Annotated in this window: 13 protein-coding genes; 4 read left to right on the plus strand and 9 right to left on the minus strand. The window is 67.2% G+C overall.

Annotated elements, in window-relative coordinates; genetic code table 11:
• Positions 1-4: 4 nt before the first annotated feature.
• Entirely contained in the window at positions 5-1,306 is a 1,302-nt protein-coding gene (locus JHW48_RS09610; protein ID WP_205961890.1) for an NCS2 family permease, read from the minus strand.
• Positions 1,307-1,521: 215 nt separating this feature from the next.
• On the opposite strand from JHW48_RS09610, the gene puuE reads away from it, so the two are divergent.
• Positions 1,522-2,928, plus strand: coding sequence for an allantoinase PuuE (gene puuE, locus JHW48_RS09615; RefSeq protein ID WP_119885934.1), 1,407 nt, complete (start codon positions 1,522-1,524; stop codon positions 2,926-2,928).
• Positions 2,925-3,815 carry a bifunctional allantoicase/(S)-ureidoglycine aminohydrolase gene (locus JHW48_RS09620; RefSeq protein WP_119885935.1) on the plus strand — a complete coding sequence of 297 codons (891 nt, stop codon included), beginning with the start codon at positions 2,925-2,927 and terminating at the stop codon, positions 3,813-3,815. Before puuE ends, JHW48_RS09620 begins: the two co-directional genes overlap by 4 nt.
• A gap of 13 nt (positions 3,816-3,828) precedes the next feature.
• Here the strand turns inward: JHW48_RS09620 and JHW48_RS09625 are convergent, their stop codons facing one another.
• Genes JHW48_RS09625 through JHW48_RS09635 form a run of 3 tightly spaced genes read right to left on the minus strand, consistent with a single transcriptional unit; the run spans position 3,829 to position 5,915 of the window.
• Positions 3,829-4,158: a DUF3140 domain-containing protein gene (locus JHW48_RS09625; RefSeq protein ID WP_119885936.1), complete on the minus strand. Its 330-nt coding sequence runs from the start codon at positions 4,156-4,158 to the stop codon at positions 3,829-3,831.
• Positions 4,159-4,212: 54 nt separating this feature from the next.
• A complete protein-coding gene (locus JHW48_RS09630) occupies positions 4,213-5,121 on the minus strand; it encodes a DMT family transporter (protein WP_240637809.1) in 909 nt (302 codons plus the stop codon).
• Between the two features lie 50 nt (positions 5,122-5,171).
• Positions 5,172-5,915: a YebC/PmpR family DNA-binding transcriptional regulator gene (locus tag JHW48_RS09635; RefSeq protein ID WP_119885937.1), complete on the minus strand. Its 744-nt coding sequence runs from the start codon at positions 5,913-5,915 to the stop codon at positions 5,172-5,174.
• A gap of 157 nt (positions 5,916-6,072) precedes the next feature.
• On the opposite strand from JHW48_RS09635, the gene JHW48_RS18575 reads away from it, so the two are divergent.
• Positions 6,073-6,732 (plus strand): SLC13 family permease, encoded by a 660-nt coding sequence (locus JHW48_RS18575; RefSeq protein WP_336390881.1) that lies wholly within the window; start codon positions 6,073-6,075, stop codon positions 6,730-6,732.
• Positions 6,729-7,838 carry an SLC13 family permease gene (locus JHW48_RS18580; protein WP_119887526.1) on the plus strand — a complete coding sequence of 370 codons (1,110 nt, stop codon included), beginning with the start codon at positions 6,729-6,731 and terminating at the stop codon, positions 7,836-7,838. The genes JHW48_RS18575 and JHW48_RS18580 overlap by 4 nt, the downstream gene beginning before the upstream one ends.
• A 71-nt stretch (positions 7,839-7,909) precedes the next feature.
• Here the strand turns inward: JHW48_RS18580 and JHW48_RS09645 are convergent, their stop codons facing one another.
• The 5 genes from JHW48_RS09645 to JHW48_RS09665 form a co-directional block, all read right to left on the minus strand.
• The gene (locus JHW48_RS09645; RefSeq protein WP_119887525.1) at positions 7,910-8,137 is read right to left on the minus strand and encodes a hypothetical protein; all 228 of its coding nucleotides are present in this window, start codon (positions 8,135-8,137) and stop codon (positions 7,910-7,912) included.
• A 143-nt stretch (positions 8,138-8,280) separates the two neighbouring features.
• On the minus strand, positions 8,281-10,065 hold the full coding sequence (locus JHW48_RS09650) for an SLC13 family permease (RefSeq protein ID WP_119887524.1): 1,785 nt from the start codon (positions 10,063-10,065) through the stop codon (positions 8,281-8,283).
• 94 nt (positions 10,066-10,159) lie between these two features.
• A complete protein-coding gene (locus tag JHW48_RS09655; RefSeq protein ID WP_119887523.1) occupies positions 10,160-10,975 on the minus strand; it encodes a TIGR00282 family metallophosphoesterase in 816 nt (271 codons plus the stop codon).
• Between the two features lie 101 nt (positions 10,976-11,076).
• The gene (locus JHW48_RS09660) at positions 11,077-11,283 is read right to left on the minus strand and encodes a cold-shock protein (RefSeq protein WP_119887522.1); all 207 of its coding nucleotides are present in this window, start codon (positions 11,281-11,283) and stop codon (positions 11,077-11,079) included.
• 187 nt (positions 11,284-11,470) lie between these two features.
• Complete coding sequence (locus tag JHW48_RS09665) at positions 11,471-13,642, minus strand: TRAP transporter permease (RefSeq protein WP_119887521.1); 2,172 nt, start codon at positions 13,640-13,642, stop codon at positions 11,471-11,473.
• Positions 13,643-13,746: the final 104 nt, after the last annotated feature.

The following is a 13,746-nucleotide window of genomic DNA, read 5'->3' on the forward strand; positions in this document are numbered from 1 at the left end:
GGCCTCAATGCCCGCCGAACATCGCGTATTTGGCCACGAACAGCCCGGCGATGATCCAGGTCGCGGCATGCACCTCGCGCGCGCGACCGGTCAGCAGCTTGATCACTGCATAGCTGATGAAGCCGAAGGCCAGCCCGTTCGCGATGGAATAGGTGAAGGGCATGGCGATGGCCGTCAGCACCGCGGGCGCGGCCTCGGTCACGTCGTCCCAGATCACCTCGGACAGTTCGCGCACCATCAGCGTCGCGACATAGAGGAGCGCCGGCGCCGTCGCATAGGCCGGCACCGCCCCCGCCAGCGGCGCAAAGAAGGTCGCGGCCAGAAACAGCAGCCCCACGACCACCGCCGTCAGACCCGTCCGGCCGCCCGCCTGCACGCCCGAGGCGCTTTCGACATAGGCCGTGGTGGATGACGTCCCCAGCAGCGATCCCGCCGTGATGGCCGTGGAATCCGCCATCAGCGCGCGGCCCAGATTGGGGTTGGTATGGGTCGGCCCCTCGGTCAGCAGGCCCGCGCGCTTGGCGACCCCGATCAGCGTGCCGGTGGCGTCGAAGACCTCGACCAGCACCATCACCAGCACGACCTGGAAGATGCCGAAGGTCAGCGCCCCCATCAGGTCCAGCTGCAGGAAGGTCGGCGCGATCGACGGCGGCATCGACACGATCCCGCCAAAGCTGCTGACCCCCAGCAGGATGGCCGCCACCGTCATGACCAGGATGCCGATCAGGATCGCCCCCGTCACCCGCAACGCGTCCAGCGTCACGATCAGGAAGAACCCCGCGATGGTCAGCAGCGTCCCCGTCGCGGTCAGATCGCCCAAGGTGATCAGCGTCGCGGGGCTGGCCACCACGATGCCCGAGCTTTGCAGCGCGATGATCGCCAGGAACAGCCCGATCCCCGCCGCGATGGCGCTGCGCATGGAATTGGGGATCCCCGCGATCAGCCAGCGCCTGACCCCCGTCACCGTCAGCAGCAGAAAGATGATCCCGCTGATGAAGACCGCGCCCAAGGCCTGCTGCCAGGTGAAGCCCATCACACCGACCACGGTGAAGGCGAAGAACGCGTTTAACCCCATCCCCGGCGCCATGCCGATGGGCCAGTTCGCCCAGAACCCCATGATCAGCGATCCGAGCGCCGCCGCAAGGCAGGTCGCCACGAAGACCGCGTCGCGGTCCATGCCGGTCGTGCCCAGGATCTCGGGATTGACGAAGATGATATAGGCCATCGTCAGAAAGGTCGTGACCCCCGCGATGGATTCGGTCCTGACCGAACTTCCGGCCTTGGCCAGGTTGAAATAGCGTTCCATGATGCCTTCCTGTTGGCGCGGCTTCGGTGCCGCTTGGCGCGCAGCTTTGCCGCCCCGCCGCCGTCGAACAATTGCCGCCAGCCCGCAAGTCTTTCAACCGCCCATTGAAAGAGCATTCCATCTTTGCGGAATCCTAAACAGTGAATTCGGCCCTTGGGCGCTTGCCCTTGCGTCGCTTGCGCGCTTTGCTGCGGGCGCGATCAACGGAGGGACCGATGCGCTACAGCCGTGACCTGAGGGGCTATGGCCCGACCACACCCGACCCCGAATGGCCGGGCGGCGCACGGATCGCCGTGCAGATCGTCGTGAACTACGAGGAAGGCGGCGAGAACAGCATCGAACATGGCGATCCCGCCTCCGAGGCCTTCCTGTCCGAGATCATCGGCGCCCAGCCCTGGCCCGGCCAGCGGCACTGGAACATGGAATCGATCTATGATTACGGCGCGCGGTCGGGCTTCTGGCGCCTGCTGCGGCTGCTCGACGGCATCCCCGTCACCTGCTACGGCGTCGCCACCGCGCTGGAGCGCAATCCCGAACAGGTCGCGGCGATGCAGGCGGCCGGGTGGGAGATGGCGACCCATGGCCTCAAATGGATCGACTATCGCAACGTCCCGCGCGAGGAGGAGGCGCGCCATATCGCCGAGGCCGTGGCGCTGCACACCGCGGTCTGCGGCGAACGCCCGCGCGGGTTCTATCAGGGGCGGACCTCGATGAACACGGTCGCGCTCGGCTGCGAGGAAGGCGGCTTCGACTATCTGGCCGACACGATCGCGGATGAGCTGCCCTATTGGCATGTCCATAATGGCCGCCCGCAGCTGATGGTGCCCTATACGATGGATGCCAATGACATGCGGTTCTCCTCAGGTCAGGGCTTTGGCACGGGGACGGATTTCTTCGACTATCTGCGCGACAGCTTCGACATGCTCTATGCCGAAGGGCAAGCGGGGGCGCCGAAAATGATGTCCGTGGGCCTGCATTGCCGCCTGGCTGGCCGCCCCGGACGGGCGATGGCGCTGAAGCGGTTCCTAGATCACGCCCGCAGCCATGAGGGCGTGTGGTTCGCCACCCGTCTGGACATCGCGCGCCACTGGGCGCGGGTGCATCCCTTCCAGCCCCGCCCCCGCCCGTCGCAGATGGAGCGCGCGGATTTTGTCGCCCGGTTCGGCGGCATCTATGAACATTCGCCCTTCATCGCCGAGCGGGTCTGGGACGCCGAGATGGGCGCGGTCCATGACAGCGCCGCAGGCCTTGCCGCGCGGATGGCGCAGGTCTTTCGGCAGGTCAGCGACGCGGAGCGCCTCGGCGTGCTGACCGCCCATCCCGATCTGGCCGGCAAGCTGGCCGCCGCCAAGCGCCTGACCGCCGAAAGCACCGCCGAGCAGGCCAGCGCCGGCCTCGACGCCCTGACCGACGAGGAACGCGCCGAATTCACCCGCCTGAACGAAGCCTATGTCGAAAAGCACGGCTTTCCCTTCATCATCGCCGTGCGCGACCATGACAAGGCGGGCATCCTGTCGGCCATGCAGACCCGTGTGGACAACGACACCGCCACCGAACGCGCCACTGCCGAGGCGCAGGTCGTTCGCATCGCCACCCTCCGCCTGCAAGAGGCCCTGAAATGACCGACCAACCGCCCAAGGGCGCGCCGACCGGCGACATCGCCCGCGTGATCCCCGAACAGCATAGCGGCCCCTATGCCGGCCCCGTCGCGGGCCTGCCGCCGCAGACGGGCATGACGACTGACACCGCCGTCTTCACCGAGGCTTATGCGGTGATCCCCCGCACGGTGATGCGCGACATCGTGACGAGCTATCTGCCCGGCTGGACGGGGATGCGGATGTGGATGCTGGCCCGGCCCCTGACGGGTTTCGCCGAGACCTTCAGCCAGTATATCGTGGAACTGGCCGAGGGCGGCTTCAGCGACACCCCCGATGACGACCCCGAGGTGCAGCACGCGATCTTCGTCACCGGCGGCGACATGCAGGTGGTGATCGACGGGACCGAGCATCTGCTGACGCCCGGTGGCTTTGCCTATATCCCGCCCGGCACGCCCTGGAAGATCCGCAACCGCACCGCGGGCCCCGCCGGTTTCCACTGGTGGCGCAAGCGCTGGCAGCCCTTCGCCGGGGTGGAGAAACCCGACCCGATCGTGGTGCAGGAACAGGACATCGCGCCATCCATGATGCCCGACACGGACGGAGCCTGGGGCACGACGCGCTTCATGGATCCGGCGGATTTGCGCCATGACATGCATATCACGGTGGTGAGTTTCAAACCCGGCGGCTCGATCCCCTTTGCCGAGACGCATGTGATGGAGCACGGCCTCTTCGTGCTGGAGGGCAAGGCCGTCTATCGCTTGAACCGAGACTGGCTGGAGGTCGGCCCGGGCGATTACATGTGGCTCCGCGCATTCTGCCCGCAGGCCTGCTATGCGGGCGGGCCGGGGCGGTTCCGATACTTGCTCTACAAGGACGTGAACCGCCACGCGACGCTGTGGCCGAACCGCTGATCACTTTAGCGGGTCACTTCAGCGGGTCGTGGCCCCAGTTCATCAGGGAATAGCGCCAGTCGCTGTGTTCCTTGTCCTTGTCGGGGCCGCCCTGCGCCAGGTGGCGCTTGATATAACCGTTGACCTTGGCCATGTGCGACCAGTCGTCATCGCTCAGATCGGCCTTCTTCTTGTCCTTGATGCGCAGGATGTGCCGGCCCGACTTGTGGCCGGTGCTTTCGCCCCCGCCGCCGCTGTCGCCGACGGATCTGCTCTCGTCGGTCTTCAGCCAGTCCTCCAGCTCGGAGGGGGTCATGTTCACCAGATCCTGCCAGTCGTCCCACGTCTCGTCATGCGATGCCATCGGGGCCTCCTTCTGTCGCAGGGGCCAACACGAAGGGCTCGGGGGCGGTTCCGGTCAGACCTTGGTGGCGCCGACCGGGGGCGTCTGGACGCGGGCGCGCAGCCGGGCCTCGCGCCAGGTGATATAGCTGATCGCGCCGATCATCAGGCCGCCGCCCAGCATCACCCACCCGTCCAGCGGCTCGTGAAAGACGAAGACGCCGACCAGGCTGGCCCAGACCAGCTGCAGGAAGGTCACGGGCTGGGTCACCGTCAGGGGCGCGGCGGCAAAGGCGCGGGTCATCGTGTAATGCCCCACCGTGGCAAAGACCGCGACCAGCCCCAGCCAGCCCAGCTGCGCCATGGTCGGCGGCACCCATTGCGCGATGGCCAAGGGCGCCAGCCCGATCGACACGGTCAGCGACATCATCGCCACCACCACCGATGCGGGCACCCGGTCCGACAGCTGCTTGGCGACCAGATAGGACGCCCCGAAGGCCACCGAAGCCAGGATCTGGGACAGATGCCCCGGATCCAGCTCGCGCAGGCCGGGGCGCAGCACGATCAGCGCGCCGATCAGCGCCACGCCCACCGCCATGATGCGCCGCGCGGCCAGCCTTTCGCCCAGAAACAGCGCCGCCCCGATGGTCACGATGATGGGGTTCAGAAAGCCGATGGCCGTCACCTCGGCCACGGTGATCCGCGACATGGCATAGAACCACGCGATCACCGCCACCACATGCAGCCCCCCGCGCAGCGCGAACAGCCCCCAGACCTGGCCCGGGAACCCGCCCCGCAACGCCGACAGGATCACCGGCGCCAGAAAGACCAGACCGAAGAGGAACCGGATGAAGGCCGCCTGCGCGGCGGGGACCGCGCCCTCCAGCCCGCGCACGATGGTGTTGACGGCGACGAAGCACAGCCCCGTCGCCAGCATCCAGCCGATGCCGATCAGGTCGCGGCGCGTGTCCAATGCAATCTGCATGATCTGCAAATGCCGTCTTTCGCCTCAGGGCGCAAGACGGAAATGCCGGATCACAGCTGGGCCGCGATCTCCTCCGAGATGTCGAAATTGCCGGTCACGTTCTGGACGTCGTCATCCTCCTCCAGCGTGTCGATCAGGCGCATCAGCTTCTGCGCCGTCTCCAGGTCGGTGACCTCGGTCGGGGCCTGGGGCTTCCAGATCAGCTTGGCGGTCTCGGATTCGCCCAAGGACGCCTCCAGCGCGGTCGAGACCTCGTTCAGGTCGGTATCCGCGCAATAGATCCAGTGACCCTGGTCATCGGTCTGCACGTCGTCGGCCCCGGCCTCCAGCGCAGCCATCATGACCGTGTCGGCATCGCCCGCCGACAGCGGATAGACGATCTCGCCCACGCGATCGAACATGAAACTGACCGACCCGGTCTGGCCCATGTCGCCGCCCGATTTGGTGAAATAGCTGCGCACGTTGGACGCGGTGCGGTTACGGTTGTCGGTCATCGCCTCGACCACCAGCGCGATGCCGTTCGGGCCATAGCCCTCATAGCGGATCTCGTCATAGCTTTCGGCGTCGTTGCCCTGCGATTTCTTGATCGCGCGGTCGATCACGTCCTTGGGGACGGATTTGGCCTTGGCCTCCTTGACGGCCAGGCGCAGGCGCGGGTTCTTTTCGGGATCGGGGTCGCCCATCTTGGCGGCGACGGTGATCTCCTTCGCCAGCTTGGAGAACAGCTTGGAGCGCAGCTTGTCCTGCCGGCCCTTGCGATGCTGGATGTTGGCCCATTTGGAATGACCTGCCATGTCGGGTCGTCCTTCGTCACGCTTTGAAAATGCTATCGGCCGCTTTTAGTCCAGCCCGTCCCCCCGCCGCAAGACGAACCGCTTGGCAGCGGCCCGCGTTTCGACCAGTGAGGGGCGGACGGGACCGGTCCCGGGGGACATGATGACGCAAGACCAGATGATGTTGTTCGCGCTGCTGGGCGCGATCATGGCGCTGATGCTGTGGGGGCGGTGGCGCTATGACCTGGTGGCCTTTGCCGGGCTGATGGCGGCGGTGCTGCTGGGGCTGGTGCCGGCGGCGGATGCCTGGTCGGGTTTCGGCAATCCCACCACGGTCATCGTGGCGCTGGTGCTGATCGCCACGGCGGGACTGACGCGGTCGGGGGCGGTGGCGCGGCTTGCGCGGCTGCTCTCGGGGCGCGAGCGGGGCACGACGGGCCATATCCTGCTGTTCGGGGGTGTGGGCGCGCTGCTGTCGGGCTTCATGAACAACATCGCGGCCTTGGCCATGCTGATGCCGGTCGACCTGCAGACCAGCCGCAAGGTGGGGCGGCTGGCGCGGCTGACGCTGATGCCCCTGGCCTTCGCCACGATCCTGGGGGGCATGCTGACGCTGATCGGCACGCCGCCCAACCTGATCGTGTCGGGCTTTCGCGCCGATGTGCTGGGCCAGCCCTACCGGATGTTCGATTTCCTGCCGGTGGGCGGCGCGGTCGCCTTGGCGGGGCTGGCCTTCGTGGGCCTGATCGGCTGGCGGCTGATCCCCGCCCCGCCCCCGATGCCGGCGCCCCCGACGAGGAGGGCCCGCAGCGCCGCTATATCGGCGCGCTGGTCGTGACCGAGGCCAGCCTGACCGATGCCCGCCTGATCCGCGATGCGCGCGCCGAGGCCGCCCGCGCGGGCGTGCGCATCATCGGCGTCACCCGGCGCGGCGTCGATCTGGCCAGCCCCCTGGACGACCAGATGCTGGAGGATGGCGATGTCCTGACGCTGCGCTGCGATCCGAACGCGATGGACGAGTTCCGGTCCACATCGAACCTGGCCTTTCCCGACGGCCGGGCCGAGGCCCGCGCCCGCAAGGATGACGAGGGCCAGCACCTGATCGAATGCCTGGTGCCCGCCACATCCGAGCTGTCGGGGCGGACGACGAAATCCTTCGGGCTGACGAACCGGCATGACTGCGTGCTGATCGGGCTGCGCCGCAACGGGGTGGCGCAGCGGCGCGACCTGTCGCGGATGACGCTCGTCTCGGGTGATATCGTGCTGATGCTGGTCCCCGAAAGCCGCATGGCCGAGATGCTGTCGGCCACGGGCCTTCTGCGCCTGGACGGGGGCAGCCTGCCGGTCCAGCGCGAACGGCACATGCGCAGCGCCATCGGCATCTTCGTGCTGGCCGTGCTGGCCGCCACCTTCGATCTGACCAGCATGCCCATCGCGCTCGGCTGCGTGATCGTGGCCTATGTGCTGCGCGGGGTGCTGTCGCTGCAGACGCTCTATGACCATGTGGACTGGCCGATCATCGTGCTGTTGGGGTCGATGATCCCCTTGGGGCTGGCCTTGGACAGTTCCGGCGGATCGGCCCTGATCGCGCAGGGCATGGTGACGGTGACGGCGGGCTATCCGGCCTGGGTGGCGCTGGTCCTGCTGATGGCGGCCACGATGTTCCTGTCGGACATCCTGAACAACAACGCCACCACGATCATCGCGGCGCCGGTCAGCATCCGCCTGGCCGAACAGCTGCAGGTCCAGCCGGACGCCTTCCTGATGGGGGTGGCGGTCGCGGCCTCCTGCGCCTTCCTGACGCCGATCGGGCATCAGAACAACGCGCTGATCATGGGGCCGGGCAATTACCGCTTTGGCGATTACTGGCGCATGGGCCTGCCGCTGGAGGTGATCGTCCTGGCCGTGGGCGTGCCGCTGCTGCTGATCGTCTGGCCGCTGTGAGCCTGCCCCGGAACGCATGACGCGGCCCGCGATGGGGCCGCGCGTCAGCGGATCGTCGTGATGTTAGGCGATCAGATGGCGGCGGCGCCGCCCAGGATGCGGCGGATCTCGCCGTCGCGGGTCAGACCCTTGGCCTTCAGTTCCTCATCGGACACTTCGCTCAGGCGCGACAGGGCGCGCATCTGCGGGCTGGCTTCGGCCAGCATGATCATGAAGCGGCCGACAGCCCGGAAAGGAGCCAGCAGCGAGGCAGCCGAGAAGCCGCCGGTTTTGGTATCGACAGTAGCGATGGTCGCCATTTGGAAACTCCTTGCGAATGACAAAGTCGTTTCCTCCCCTGCGCCCTAGATCGTGCTTCGGGCGACAAAGGACAACCGCCGATGCTGCATGGCAGCATTGCGGCTGCGGCAACTGCGGCGGACTGTCCTCCGATCGGGGCGCCTTAGGGGGTCAGCGGCCAGATGATCGGGATCAGCAGCGAGGCGACCACCGCCATGATCAGGTTCAGCGGCAGGCCCACGCGAATGAAGTCCACGAAGCGATAGCCGCCGGGCCCATAGACCAGGGTGTTGGTCTGATAGCCGATGGGCGTGGCGAAGCTGGCGCTGGCCCCCATCATCACCGCGACCACCAAGGGCCGCGGATCCACCCCGAGCGTCAGGCCCAGGCTGATCGCCACCGGCGTCACGATCACGGCGACCGCGTTGTTGGTCACCGTCTCGGTCAGGATCGTGGCCAGCAGATAGACCGACAGGACCAAGGCCCAATGCGGCAGCGACACCAGCCAAGGCGCGACCTGGTTCACGATCAGCTGCACCGCGCCGCTGCTCTCCAGCCCCGCCCCCACGGCCAGCATGGCAAAGATCAGCGCCATCAGGCGGCCATCCACAAACGACAGCGCCTCATCCGCGTCGATGCAGCGCGTGCCCAGCACCACCGCCACGCCGATGAAGGCCAGCAGCAGGATCGGCGCGACCTCCAGCGCCGACAGGACCACGACGCCCACCAGCACCGCGACCACGATGGGCGCATGGCGGCGGCGATAGGCCCGGTCCGATGGGGCGTTGACCTCGACCATGTCCATGTCGGCGGCGAGGCGCTGGATGTCGGCGGGCGCGCCCTCCAGCAGCAGCGTGTCGCCCACGCGCACCACCAGGTCGTCCAGCTGGCGGCCGATATTCTGGTTCTTGCGATGCGCGGCCAGCACATAGACGCCATAGCGGCGGCGCAGGCGCATCGACCCCAGGCTGCGCCCGACCATGTGGCAGCCGGGGGTGATCAGAACTTCGACCGTCGATGTTTCGACCGAGGACAGCTTGTCCACCATCCGCAGGTCCTTGTGGGTCTGCAGTCCCAGCACCTCGGACATGGGGGTGCGCAGCACGACGCGGTCGCCCGCCTCCAGCCGCACGGCGGGCAGGTCGCGGCGCAGCGAGGCGTCGCCCCGCAGCACGTCGATCACCCGCGCGCTGTCGCGGGCGAAGATGTCGACATCGTCCAGCCCCCGGCCGATCAGCGAGGATCCCTCGGGGATGGCGACCTCGGTGAAGAACTTCATCTTGCTGCGCCCGCCCAGCAGCTGGGACATGGAATCGCGGTCGGGCAGCAGCCGCGGCGCGACGATCGACAGATAGAGCACACCCACGAACGCCATGGGCAGGCCGACCCAGGTGATCTCGAAGATGGTGAAATGCTGCATCCCCTGCGCGCGGGCCACCCCGTCCACCAGCAGGTTGGTCGATGTGCCGATCAGCGTCATCGTGCCGCCCAGGATCGACAGGTAGGACAGCGGGATCAGCAGCTTGGATGGGGATTTGCCCATCTCCTTGGCCAGCTGCATGAAGATCGGCATCATCACCACGACCAGGGGCGTGTTGTTGACGAAGGCCGACATGGTGCAGACCACGACCGAGACCAGCGCCAGCGTCATCACCGGATGCGCCCCGGCATGGGCCGCGGCGTGCTGGCCGATCCAGTCCAGCGCCCCCGTCCTGACCAGCCCGCCCACGATGATGAACATGAAGGCGATGGTCCAGGGCGCCGAATTCGACAGCACCCCGCCGATCTGGCCGGGATCCAGGATGCCCAGGGACAGCAGCGCCACGGCGCCGATGATCGCCGTCACCTCGGGCGGATAGGTTTCGCGGATAAAGAGCGTCAGCATCGCGATGATGATGACGATGGTGACCAGCGCGCTGGTCGTCCCGGTCAGTGCAAATCCGAACATTCACTACTCGATCTTGGGCGGCGGGGCCGCGCCGCCGGATGATGCGTCGGAAAGCGCGGGCCGTGCAAGCACTCTTCGCGGGTGCAGAAAACGCCTATTCGGGATGGGTCTGGGCCAGGCGGCCGCCATCGCGCACGGGCTGGACGCTGCGGGCCAGGCCGGTGCGGTCATCCGTCTCGACCAGGACGCCGGACAGGGTCGCCTCGCCCTCGGCCGGGGTGAAGCGGTCGCGGGTCATGCCGGTGATGAAGCGGCGCAGCGGCTCGGCCTTGTCCATGCCGATGACGCTGTCGTAATCGCCGCACATGCCCGCATCCGACAGATAGGCCGTGCCGCGCGGCAGGACCTGGGCATCGGCGGTGGGCACATGGGTATGGGTGCCCACGACCAGGCTGGCGCGGCCGTCGCAGAAATGGCCGACGGCCATCTTTTCGCTGGTGGCCTCGGCATGGATGTCGACCAGCACGGCCTGGACCATGCCGCCGGGCGGATGCGCCCGCAGCACCCCGTCCAGCGCCGAGAACGGATCGTCATAGGGGCGCGACATGAAGACCTGGCCCAGGGCCTGCACGATCAGCGCCTTGCGCCCGCGGGCATCTTTGACGATCGTGTGGCCGCGGCCCGGCGCCTCGCGCGCGAAGTTCAGCGGGCGGACGATGCGCGGCTCGCGGTCGATGAAGGCCATCATGTCCTTCTGATCGAAGGCATGATCGCCCAAGGTCAGCGCATCCGCGCCGCTGTCCAGCAGCAGCTGGGCATGGCCCGCCGTGGCCCCCCGCCCGCCACTGGCGTTTTCCGCATTCACCACCACCAGGTCGGCCTTCAGCCGCGCGCGCAGACCGGCCAGACGGTCGGTGATCGCACGACGGCCGGACCGGCCCATTACATCGCCAAGAAACAGGATCTTCATCCCGCCCTGCTATGCCAAAGCGGCGGTGGCCTCAAGCGCGAAGGCGGCAAACAAAAAGGGCCGCCCGAAGGCAGCCCCAGATCGTCGCGGTGACGATGGAATCAGACGAACTGGACGTTCGTTGCCGATTCACGACCATCGCGGCCGCGCTCCAGCTCATAGGTCACCTTCTGGCCATCGGCCGGGGCCGACAGGCCCGCGCGCTCGAGAGCCGAGATGTGCAGGAACACGTCCTGACGGCCGCCTTCCGGTTGAATGAAGCCGAAGCCTTTGGTGCTGTTGAACCATTTCACGGTGCCGTTGGCCATCGTGAGATCTCCTGTCTTGGTTGCCACCCGCAGAGTGCAGTGGCCCGGCGCAGTCAGATTAACAAAGCAGACTGATAGCGAGACGCAGACAGGATGCAGAGAATTTAACGTAGCCCGCAGAACCTAGGCCATTCCCCGCCCCATTGCAAGGGGCGCCGCCGGAAATCTGCCCGGCGGCGCGGTTCGTTCAGTCGGCGCGGCCCTGCGCCAGGGTCTGGGGCGTGACGACCTTGCGCTGCCACAGGAACAGCGCGACCGCGACGCCGACGCCGATCAGGTCCGACATCCAGCCGACGGCGATCATCGACAGGGCCGCCGCGATCAGCGCCACCCGCATCCAGGCCGCCGCATGGCCGAAGTAATAGCCGATCACCCCCGCCGACAGCAGGAACATTCCCAAGAGCGCGGTGGCGGTGGCGTGGATGATGTCCAGCGTCTCGCCCTGCATCAGCAATTCATGCGAGCCGAAGAACATGAATGGCACGATGAAGGCGGCAAGGCCTAGCTTGAAGGCCTCGACGCTGGTCTTCATCGGGTCCGACCCCGACAGGGCCGCCCCCGCATAGGCGGCCAGTGCCACGGGCGGGGTGATGGCCGACATCACCGCATAGTAGAAGACGAAGAAATGCGCGACCAGGACCGGCACGCCCAGGCTGATCAGCCCCGGCGCGACCACCGCCGCCGCCACCGCATAGGCGGCCGTGGTGGGCATCCCCATGCCGAGGATGATCGAGATGCACATCGCGAAGAACATCGCCAGATACTGGTTCTGATCCGCGATGGTCAGCAGCAGCGCCGAAAACCGCGCCCCCACCCCGGTCAGGGCGATGACGCCCACGATGACGCCCGCCGCCGCGCAGACCGCGACCAGCTGGATCGACATCTTGGCCCCCAGCTCCAGCGCGTGAAAGATCTGGCGCGGGCCCATGCGATGCGGCGTCAGCCAGCTGACCATCGCCGCCGCCGCCATCCCCATCGCGCCCGCCCGGATCACCGAATAGCCCGCGAACAGCGTGTAGATCAGGATGATGATCGGCAGGAACAGATAGATCTGGCGCACCAGCACCGAAAAGCGCGGCAGCTCGGACCGGGGCAGGCCCTTCATGTTCAGCTTCAGCGCCTGCAGGTCCACCATGAAATAGACCGACACGAAATAGAGCAGCGCCGGGATGATCGCGGCGATGACGATTTCCGTATAGGGGATGCCCGTCACCTCGGCCATGATGAAGGCCCCTGCCCCCATGATCGGCGGCAGGATCTGCCCGCCCGAGGATGCGGTCGCCTCGATCGCGGCCGATGTCTTGGGCGCATAGCCCACGCGCTTCATCAGCGGGATGGTCAGCGACCCGGTGGACACCACGTTGCCCGCCGAGGTGCCGTTGATCATGCCCATCAGGCCGGATGCGAAGACCGCCACCTTGGCCGGCCCGCCCCGCGCCTGGCCCGCGCAGGCAAAGGCGAAGTTCACGAAGTAATCGCCCACCTTCGAGGCCTGCAGGAAGGCCGCGAAGACGATGAACAGGATGATGTAGGTCGAGCTGACCGCGATCGGATCGCCCAGCACGCCCTGATCGGTGAAGATATAGGTGAAGAACCGCGTCGCCGTATAACCGCGATGGTTCAGGAAGCCCGGCAGCCACGGCCCCAGAAAGCTGTAGGCGATGAAGACGCCGACGATGATGACCAGCGCAAGCCCCGTCAGTCGGCGCGCCAGCTCCAGGATCAGCAGGACGCCCGTCAGCGCGGCCCAGAGGTCCCCCGGCTGCGCCATGCCCGTGCCCGCCCGCATCCGCAGCGCGCCCACGACGAACAGGATGTAGCCCAGCACCGCGATCGAGGCAAAGCACAGCAGCACATCGCCCAGATAGATGCGCGAGCGGTCGCGCGAGGAATAGCGCCAGGCCGCGACGATCGCCGCCGTGGTGCCGATCACCAAGGGCAGGCCATAGGTGCGGAACCCGAAGGCCGGGGGTGTGGCGACACCCGCCAGCCACCACATGCCCCAGGCATAGGCGATGATCAGGAATCCATAGCCGATGCCCAAGGCCGCGATGCCCAGCAGCGCCGTCTCGACCGGGCCTCGCCGGGTGGCGGGACCGGCATCGGGCGTCTGGCTCAGCGCGGAATAGGTCAGGAAGCCGATGACCAACCCGCCGCAGACATGGATCATGCGGTAGGTCCAGGTCTCCAGCGGATAGAGCACCATGACTACGAGGTGAAAGATCGTATAGGCCGCGCAGAGGATGGCGATGGCCATCCCGACGCGGGCGCGGGGATCGCGCTGGTTGGCGGCCATCGGCTCTTCATCGACGCCTTGCGCGATGACGGGTCCGGCCGCGGATGCGGAAGCTGCAGACATGGGTCATCTCCGTCGGCAGGGACCGCGCGTCATCCGGCGGCCGGACCGATCTGAATGGGGGAAACGGGAAAAGGGCGGGGGCCGGTGGCGGCCCCCGCCGGATA

This window comes from Paracoccus aestuarii (assembly GCF_028553885.1).
GTDB classification, from domain to species: domain Bacteria; phylum Pseudomonadota; class Alphaproteobacteria; order Rhodobacterales; family Rhodobacteraceae; genus Paracoccus; species Paracoccus aestuarii.

Coding starts and splice junctions, on each gene's coding strand:
- JHW48_RS09610 (WP_205961890.1), bottom strand. CDS start 1,306: ATGGAACGCTATTTCAACCTGGCCAAGGCCGGAAGTTCGGTCAGGACC.
- puuE (WP_119885934.1), top strand. CDS start 1,522: ATGCGCTACAGCCGTGACCTGAGGGGCTATGGCCCGACCACACCCGAC.
- JHW48_RS09620 (WP_119885935.1), top strand. CDS start 2,925: ATGACCGACCAACCGCCCAAGGGCGCGCCGACCGGCGACATCGCCCGC.
- JHW48_RS09625 (WP_119885936.1), bottom strand. CDS start 4,158: ATGGCATCGCATGACGAGACGTGGGACGACTGGCAGGATCTGGTGAAC.
- JHW48_RS09630 (WP_240637809.1), bottom strand. CDS start 5,121: ATGCAGATTGCATTGGACACGCGCCGCGACCTGATCGGCATCGGCTGG.
- JHW48_RS09635 (WP_119885937.1), bottom strand. CDS start 5,915: ATGGCAGGTCATTCCAAATGGGCCAACATCCAGCATCGCAAGGGCCGG.
- JHW48_RS18575 (WP_336390881.1), top strand. CDS start 6,073: ATGATGTTGTTCGCGCTGCTGGGCGCGATCATGGCGCTGATGCTGTGG.
- JHW48_RS09645 (WP_119887525.1), bottom strand. CDS start 8,137: ATGGCGACCATCGCTACTGTCGATACCAAAACCGGCGGCTTCTCGGCT.
- JHW48_RS09650 (WP_119887524.1), bottom strand. CDS start 10,065: ATGTTCGGATTTGCACTGACCGGGACGACCAGCGCGCTGGTCACCATC.
- JHW48_RS09655 (WP_119887523.1), bottom strand. CDS start 10,975: ATGAAGATCCTGTTTCTTGGCGATGTAATGGGCCGGTCCGGCCGTCGT.
- JHW48_RS09660 (WP_119887522.1), bottom strand. CDS start 11,283: ATGGCCAACGGCACCGTGAAATGGTTCAACAGCACCAAAGGCTTCGGC.
- JHW48_RS09665 (WP_119887521.1), bottom strand. CDS start 13,642: ATGTCTGCAGCTTCCGCATCCGCGGCCGGACCCGTCATCGCGCAAGGC.